We start from the raw sequence: 7,668 nt of genomic DNA on the forward strand, positions 1-7,668 counted from the left end.
CAAACCAGGTTGTGCTCCCCCGCAGACAGCGCATGGCCTCAGTCCCGTCCGAAGAAGGGGCGCACCCGCTCCAGCATCCAGTCGCCGACGGGGTCCTGGGCGATGTCCAGCAATACCAGCTGCACCGGGAAGGACAGTGGTACGGCGCCGAGCGCCCGGCCGAGGGCGTCCATCGCAGCCGCCCGGTCCTCCTCCTGCCAGCGGTCGAGTTCGACGCCGACGAACAGCTGCGGAGGCGCCCCCTCGACGCTGGCCACCGCGCGGCGCGCGGACAGCACCACCGGGGTGACCGCGAACTCGCCCGCGGCGGCGGCGAGGAAGTCCACCGGCTCGTCGTCGGGGTCCGGCTCCCACAGCCGGACCCGGCCGCCGGTCGCCGCCCGCGGGTCGCGGTCGGACCGGCACAAGTCCTGGACGGCGGGCGGCGGCAGCGGTATCCCGGCGGTTCCGCCCGGATTGACGGCGATGCCGACCTGCGGCGGCAGCCCCCGGGCGAACTCCCGGGCCGGCGCGACGGTGCAGGACATCCCCTGAGCGGCCCACAGGAACTGCTGCTCGGAGCTGAACACCGGGATGTACAAGGTGCCCTCGATCTCGAAGGCCGGCAGATCCAGGTCGGAGCTGTCGGGACCGCCGCCGTTCGGCAGCGGCACCCACAGCTGGGAGCGGCCGAGCACTTCGAGGAGCCGGGCGTTCGCGCCCGGGTTGCCGACGCTCGCCGCGAGTACCGACTCGAGTTCGTTCACCGGCCATGTGTCAGCTGTGTGCTGCGCCGGAAGCTCCGTATTCACTGCGCTGTGCCTCGCGGTGTAGTGCCTGGTGGGTCTGGTTCGTGCGTCCCGCGGCTGCCGTTTCCGGCGCCTGCCGCTCTGCCGGAACCCTAGCGGCTACCGGGTTCGCGGCTGCCCGATCCGCCGGAACGGCCACTCCGGGCGTCCGTCGCCCACCGAAAACTATCCGGCCCACCGCACCCGCCGCGGAGCGGTCCAGGAGCAGCGCGGAGGCGCACCCCGGGGGCCGCCCGCCGGGCCGGGCCAGCGCCACCAGCCGCCGGGCGGCCCTGCGGTGCCGGGCCATGGCGTACGCGGACACCCCCCGTCCGCGCGCGAGCCGGCCCGCGCGGGCCGCGTCCTCCGGTACGTCCAGTACCAGCAGATGCAGGCCCCGGCCGCGGCGGCGGGCGTCCCTGGCGAGCCAGTGCCGTACCCAGGCGAGGGTTCCGCAGTCGTGGACGACGAGGCTGCGGCCGCTGCGCAGCGCCCGTCGCAGCCGCGCGTAGTGGTCGATCCTGACCAGCGGGCGGTAGGCCGCGTACGGCAGCAGGGCCGGCATCAGCGCCTCCCAGTGCCGCCGCACGTCCTGCGAGTCGATCCTGCGGACCTCGCCGTCGCGGTCGTCGACCGCACGGCTCATCAGCGTGCTCTTGCCGCTGCCCGGCAATCCCGAGACGACCAGCACATCCCCCATGGGGTAGCGCAGCATCGTCCCGGCCCGCTCCTGCCCCTGCACAGATCCCGCCTCCCCCGGACAGAACCGCCGCCCTCAGTAAAGAAGAGGGTAACGGCACGTAAAGGGATTCCCCAGAGGACCACCGGCATCCCGCGCATGCAATGATGAGCGCCACAACTTGCATACTGGCCGTTCGAGGCCGCGCGGGAGAGTCCCTGCCATCATGAGCAGGGCGCCGAAGGAGCAAGCCCTCCCTTGAATCTCTCAGGCACAGTCACCGCGCGGGCGAGGCACATCTGAAAAGCGGACAGGCCCGTTCACGGCCTGTCCCACCCAAGGTGCAAACCGGGGCCCCGCCGGGCCGCGGTGAACCTCTCAGGTTCCGATGACAGATGGGGAGGCCCCTTTCTTTGGGGTTTCTATGGGGTTTCTTTGGGTTCCCCATCTTTTGTCATGAGAGTCTCGCCACGCCTGCACCGGGAGCCCGACTGATGAGCCAGCCGCCCACCGACGCCCCGCGCCGTACCGCGCTCGACGCCCTGCACCGCGGGCTCGGCGCGACGATGACCGACTTCGCCGGCTGGGACATGCCGCTGCGCTACGCCAGCGAACGCGAAGAACACACCGCCGTCCGCACCCGCGCCGGCCTGTTCGACCTCTCGCACATGGGCGAGATCACCGTCACCGGCCCCCAGGCGGGCGAGGCGCTGGACTTCGCGCTCGTCGGGCACATCTCGGCCCTCGCGGTCGGCCGGGCGCGCTACACGATGATCTGCGCCGAGGACGGCGGGATCGTGGACGACCTGATCGTCTACCGCCTCGGGGAGTCCGAGTACATGGTCGTCGCGAACGCGGGCAACGCCCAGGTCGTCCTGGACGCCGTGACGGCCCGTGCCGGGGACTTCGCCGCCACGGTCCGCGACGACCGCGACGCGTACGCGCTGATCGCCGTCCAGGGCCCCGAGTCGCCCGGCATCATGAAGGCCCTCACCGACGCGGACCTGGACGGGCTCAAGTACTACGCGGGCCTGCCCGGCACCGTCGCGGGCGTTCCGGCGCTGATCGCCCGTACCGGCTACACCGGTGAGGACGGCTTCGAACTCTTCGTGGCCCCCGAGCACGCCGAGTCGCTGTGGAAGGCGATCACCGAGGCCGGCGCGGGCGCCGGCCTCATCCCGTGCGGCCTGTCCTGCCGCGACACGCTGCGCCTGGAGGCCGGCATGCCGCTGTACGGGCATGAGCTGACCACCGCCACCACCCCGTTCGACGCCGGCCTGGGACGCGTCGTGAAGTTCGACAAGCCGGGCGACTTCGTGGGGCGTACGGCGCTCACTGCCGCCGCCGCGCGGGCCGAGACCGCGCCGCCGCGCAAGCTGGTCGGCCTGGTCGCCGACGGCCGCCGGGTGCCGCGCGCCGGGTACCCGGTCACCGCCGCCGACGGCTCCGTGATCGGCGAGGTCACCTCCGGCGCGCCCTCCCCGACACTCGGACAGCCGATCGCCATCGCATACGTCGACGCCGCGCACGCCGCGCCCGGCACCGAGGGCGTGGCCGTCGACATCCGCGGCGCTCAAGAGCCGCACAAGGTGGTTGCGCTGCCCTTCTACAAGCGCCAGCGCTGACCGACCCGCCGACCCCTGCGCGAGCACACCTTCACATCCGGGAGAATTCCGTTATGAGCAACCCCCAGCAGCTGCGCTACAGCAAGGAGCACGAGTGGCTCTCCGTCCCTGAGGCCGGAGTGTTCACCGTGGGCATCACCTCATTCGCCGCCGACGCGCTCGGCGACGTCGTCTTCGTCCAGCTCCCGGAGGTCGGCGACGCCGTCACCGCGGGCGAGACGTGTGGCGAACTGGAGTCGACCAAGTCGGTCAGCGACCTGTACTCCCCGGCCACCGGCGAGGTCACCGAAGTCAACCAGGACGTCGTCGATGATCCCTCGCTCGTCAACTCCGCCCCCTTCGAAGGCGGTTGGCTGTTCAAGGTGAAGACGACGGACGAGCCCGCGGACCTGCTGTCCGCCGACGAGTACACCGCCTTCGCCGGCAGCTGATCCCTCCCGGACCTCGATCCCGACCTCGATCCTGTGGTCCTGTCCTCGACCAGGAAGATCCCATGTCGCTCCTGAACAGCTCCCTTCATGAGTTCGACCCGGACGTCGCCGCCGCCGTCGACGCCGAACTGCACCGCCAGCAGTCCACCCTCGAGATGATCGCGTCGGAGAACTTCGCGCCGGTCGCCGTCCTGGAGGCCCAGGGCTCGGTCCTCACCAACAAGTACGCCGAGGGCTACCCCGGCCGCCGCTACTACGGCGGCTGCGAACACGTCGACGTCGTCGAGACGCTCGCCATCGAGCGGGTCAAGGCGCTGTTCGGCGCCGAGGCCGCGAACGTGCAGCCGCACTCCGGCGCCCAGGCCAACGCCGCCGCGATGTTCGCCCTGATCAAGCCGGGCGACACCATCCTCGGCCTGGATCTGGCGCACGGCGGGCACCTCACCCACGGCATGAAGATCAACTTCTCGGGCAAGCTCTACAAGGTCGCCGCCTATCACGTCGACGAGAAGACCAGCCTCGTGGACATGGAAGAGGTCGAGCGTCTCGCCAAGGAGCACCGCCCGCAGCTGATCATCGCGGGCTGGTCGGCCTACCCCCGCCAGCTCGACTTCGCCGAGTTCCGCCGTATCGCGGACGAGGTCGGCGCGCTCCTGATGGTCGACATGGCGCACTTCGCGGGCCTCGTCGCGGCCGGGCTGCACCCCTCGCCCGTGCCGTACGCGGACGTGGTCACCACCACGACCCACAAGACCCTGGGCGGCCCGCGCGGTGGCGTGATCCTCTCCAAGGCCGAGTACGCCAAGAAGATCAACTCCGCGGTCTTCCCCGGCCAGCAGGGCGGCCCGCTGGAGCATGTGATCGCGGCCAAGGCGGTGGCCTTCAAGGCCGCGGCCACCGACGAGTTCAAGGACCGCCAGGTCCGTACCCTCGAAGGCGCCAAGATCCTCGCCGAGCGCCTGGTCCAGCCCGATCTGACCGAGGTCGGCGTCTCCGTGCTGTCCGGCGGCACCGACGTCCACCTGGTCCTGGTCGACCTGCGCAACAGCGAGCTGGACGGGCAGCAGGCCGAGGACCGTCTCCACGAGGTCGGCATCACGGTCAACCGCAACGCCGTCCCGAACGACCCGCGCCCCCCGATGGTCACCTCGGGCCTGCGGATCGGCACCCCGGCGCTGGCCACCCGCGGCTTCGGCACCGAGGACTTCACCGAGGTCGCCGACATCATCGCCGAGACCCTCAAGCCGGCCTTCGACGAGGACCAGGCCAAGAGCCTGTCGGCCCGGGTGTCCGCGCTGGCAGCGAAGCACCCGCTGTACCCCGGACTGTAATCAGCCCGTCGTACGCGTCAGGTCGGGGCACCGCGCACACTGGAAGGTGAGCCGGTGCCCCGCACCGCGTCCCGCGTCCCGCGTCCCACGCAACATCCCCCACGCCCCTGCTCACAGCACCACCCCCGGCAGACAACGGAGTCTGCTCAACCAAGGAGTTCTCGTGGCCATCTCGGTCTTCGACCTGTTCTCGATCGGCATCGGCCCGTCCAGCTCTCACACCGTCGGACCCATGCGCGCGGCCGGCATCTTCGCCCACCGGCTCAAAAACGAGGGCCTGCTCGCTCACACCGCCTCCGTCCGCGCCGAGCTCTTCGGATCCCTGGGCGCCACCGGCCACGGGCACGGCACCCCGAAGGCCGTGCTGCTGGGACTGGAGGGCCACTCGCCCCGCACGGTCGACGTCGAGACCGCGGACGACGAGGTGGCGCGCATCCGCACCAGCGGCCGCCTCAACCTGCTCGGCGCCCACGAGATCCCCTTCGACGCCGCGACCCAGGTGATCCTGCACCGCCGCCGCTCGCTGCCGTACCACGCGAACGGCATGACGCTCTTCGCCTACGACGCCGAGGGCGCGACGCTTCTGGAGAAGACGTACTACTCGGTCGGCGGCGGCTTCGTCGTGGACGAGGACGCCGTGGGCGAGGACCGGATCAAGCTCGACGACACCGTCCTGCGTTACCCCTTCCGCACCGGCGACGAGCTGCTGCGGCTCGCCCGCGACACCGGGCTGTCCATCGCCGCCCTGATGCTGGAGAACGAGAAGGCCTGGCGCAGCGAGACCGAGATCCGCACCGGTCTGCTGGAGATCTGGGGCGTCATGCAGTCCTGCGTCGCGCGCGGCATGTCCCGCGAGGGCATACTCCCCGGCGGCCTCAAGGTCCGCCGCCGCGCCGCGAACTCGGCCCGCCAGCTGCGCGCCGAGGGCGACGCGATCGCCCTCGCGATGGAGTGGGTCACCCTCTACGCCATGGCCGTCAACGAGGAGAACGCCGCGGGCGGCCGCGTCGTCACCGCGCCCACCAACGGCGCGGCCGGCATCATCCCGGCCGTCCTGCACTACTACATGAACTTCGTGCCCGGCGCTGACGAGGAGGGCATCGTGCGCTTCATGCTCGCCGCCGGCGCCATCGGCATGCTCTTCAAGGAGAACGCCTCCATCTCCGGCGCCGAGGTCGGCTGCCAGGGCGAGGTCGGCTCCGCCTGCTCGATGGCCGCCGGCGCCCTCGCCGAGGTCCTCGGCGGCACCCCCGAGCAGGTCGAGAACGCGGCCGAGATCGGCATGGAGCACAACCTCGGCCTCACCTGCGACCCGGTCGGCGGGCTCGTCCAGATCCCGTGCATCGAGCGCAACGGCATGGCCGCGGTGAAGGCCATCACCGCCGCCCGGATGGCCATGCGCGGCGACGGACGCCACCACGTGTCTCTCGACAAGGTCATCAAGACCATGAAGGAGACCGGCGCCGACATGAAGGTCAAGTACAAGGAGACCTCCCGGGGCGGGCTCGCGGTCAACGTCATCGAGTGCTGACGCGGGTCTGAGCTGCGAGTTTCCCCTATTCAGCTCTTGCCCGGGCTTTCCTCTGCGCACGGCAGGGCGGGCGGGGGCGTATCAGCGGGGGCCGCGAGCCAGGCGCGCAGGGCGGCGTCGTGCTCGCCCAGGCGGGGCGGCGCGACCGGCGGCCGCACGGGCGTCGCGGACAGTCGCAGCGGGCTGCGGACCTGGGGGACACGGCCCGCGCCGACTTCGGCGATTGGATCGAGGCCGAGATCGGCGGCGAGGGCGAAGGCGCCGGCGAGATCGTTCACCGGACCGCAGGGGACGCCCGCCACCGTCAGCAGCCGCTGCCAGTGCGCGGCGTCGTGGGCGGCCAGCGCCGTCTCCAGGGCGGCGATCAGCGCCAGGCGGTTCTGTACCCGGCCGGGATTGGTGGCGAAGCGCGGGTCCTCGGCGAGCCCGGGGGCGTCCAGGGCCTTGGCGAGGACCCGGAACTGACCGTCGTTGCCGCAGGCGACGGCGAGCAGCCCGCTGCGGCCGGGGCCGCAGTGCAGGGTCTCGTACGGGGCGATGCTGGGGTGCTGGTTTCCCATCGCCCGCGGTGCGCGGCCGGTGGCGAGGTAGCCGGAGGCCTGGTTGGCGAGCGAGCCGAGCAGGCTGGACAGCAGGTTGACCTCGACCAGTTGTCCCTCGCCGGTACGGTCCCGGTGCCGCAGGGCGGCGAGGACGGCGGTGACGGCGTCCTTCGCGGTGAGCACGTCGACCAGTGCGACGCCGACCTTGTGCGGCTCGCCCGAGGTGTCGCCGGTGATGCTCATCAGACCGCCGACCGCCTGGACGACGAAGTCGTAGCCGGGCAGGTCGCTGCCGCTGCCGAAGCCGCTGATGGAGCAGTAGACCAGGCCGGGGTTGGCGGCGCGCACGGAGGTGTGGTCCAGGCCGTAGCGGGTCAGGCCGCCGGGGCGGAAGTTCTCGACCAGGATGTCGGCGCGGCGGGCCAGCTCACGGGCGGCCTCGGCGTCGTCCGGGTCGGCCAGGTCCAGAGTGATGCCGTGCTTGCTGCGGTTGACGGCGTCGAAGTAGGTGGCGGTGCCGTCGACGAACGGTGGCCCCCAAGCGCGGGTGTCGTCGCCGCCGGGACGCTCGACTTTGACGACGGTCGCGCCGAGATCGGCGAGGGTAGCGGTGGCGAGCGGGCCGGCGAGAACGCGGCTGAAGTCGGCTACGAGGACGCCGTCCAGCGGGGCGGCAGTGGGCTCGGACATGGTCACCTCCGGTGTGAGGCTGTCTGGTCGCAAGATCGGTGGAGGGAGACGCGGCGGGGGCGTTGGAACGAG

7 protein-coding genes and 2 riboswitches are annotated in these 7,668 nt (G+C 71.5%); of the genes, 4 read left to right on the forward strand and 3 right to left on the reverse strand.

Annotated features, from left to right (window positions below):
• Window positions 1-38 precede the first annotated feature (38 nt).
• Window positions 39-791: an enhanced serine sensitivity protein SseB gene (locus QMK24_RS07785; protein WP_283464515.1), complete on the reverse strand. Its 753-nt coding sequence runs from the start codon at window positions 789-791 to the stop codon at window positions 39-41.
• Entirely contained in the window at window positions 757-1,509 is a 753-nt protein-coding gene (locus QMK24_RS07790) for an AAA family ATPase (RefSeq protein WP_502962453.1), read from the reverse strand. The genes QMK24_RS07785 and QMK24_RS07790 overlap by 35 nt, the downstream gene beginning before the upstream one ends.
• A 134-nt stretch (window positions 1,510-1,643) precedes the next feature.
• Window positions 1,644-1,739, forward strand: a riboswitch (glycine riboswitch).
• Between the two features lies 1 nt (window position 1,740).
• Window positions 1,741-1,848, forward strand: a riboswitch (glycine riboswitch).
• A 92-nt stretch (window positions 1,849-1,940) separates the two neighbouring features.
• On the opposite strand from QMK24_RS07790, the gene gcvT reads away from it, so the two are divergent.
• The 4 genes from gcvT to QMK24_RS07810 all read left to right on the forward strand — a co-directional run bounded on the left by gcvT (window position 1,941) and on the right by QMK24_RS07810 (window position 6,364).
• Complete coding sequence (gene gcvT, locus QMK24_RS07795; protein ID WP_283464516.1) at window positions 1,941-3,071, forward strand: glycine cleavage system aminomethyltransferase GcvT; 1,131 nt, start codon at window positions 1,941-1,943, stop codon at window positions 3,069-3,071.
• A gap of 53 nt (window positions 3,072-3,124) precedes the next feature.
• Window positions 3,125-3,502 (forward strand): glycine cleavage system protein GcvH, encoded by a 378-nt coding sequence (gcvH, locus tag QMK24_RS07800; RefSeq protein ID WP_283464518.1) that lies wholly within the window; start codon window positions 3,125-3,127, stop codon window positions 3,500-3,502.
• 62 nt (window positions 3,503-3,564) lie between these two features.
• Window positions 3,565-4,833, forward strand: a complete 1,269-nt coding sequence (gene glyA, locus QMK24_RS07805) for a serine hydroxymethyltransferase (RefSeq protein ID WP_283464519.1) — start codon at window positions 3,565-3,567, stop codon at window positions 4,831-4,833.
• Window positions 4,834-4,996: 163 nt separating this feature from the next.
• Window positions 4,997-6,364 (forward strand): L-serine ammonia-lyase, encoded by a 1,368-nt coding sequence (locus QMK24_RS07810; RefSeq protein WP_283464520.1) that lies wholly within the window; start codon window positions 4,997-4,999, stop codon window positions 6,362-6,364.
• 29 nt (window positions 6,365-6,393) lie between these two features.
• Here QMK24_RS07810 and QMK24_RS07815 read toward each other — a convergent pair whose 3' ends face one another.
• A complete protein-coding gene (locus QMK24_RS07815) occupies window positions 6,394-7,596 on the reverse strand; it encodes a CaiB/BaiF CoA transferase family protein (protein ID WP_283464521.1) in 1,203 nt (400 codons plus the stop codon).
• Window positions 7,597-7,668 lie beyond the last annotated feature (72 nt).

This window comes from Streptomyces sp. PH10-H1 (assembly GCF_030063355.1).
Lineage (GTDB): Bacteria > Actinomycetota > Actinomycetes > Streptomycetales > Streptomycetaceae > Actinacidiphila.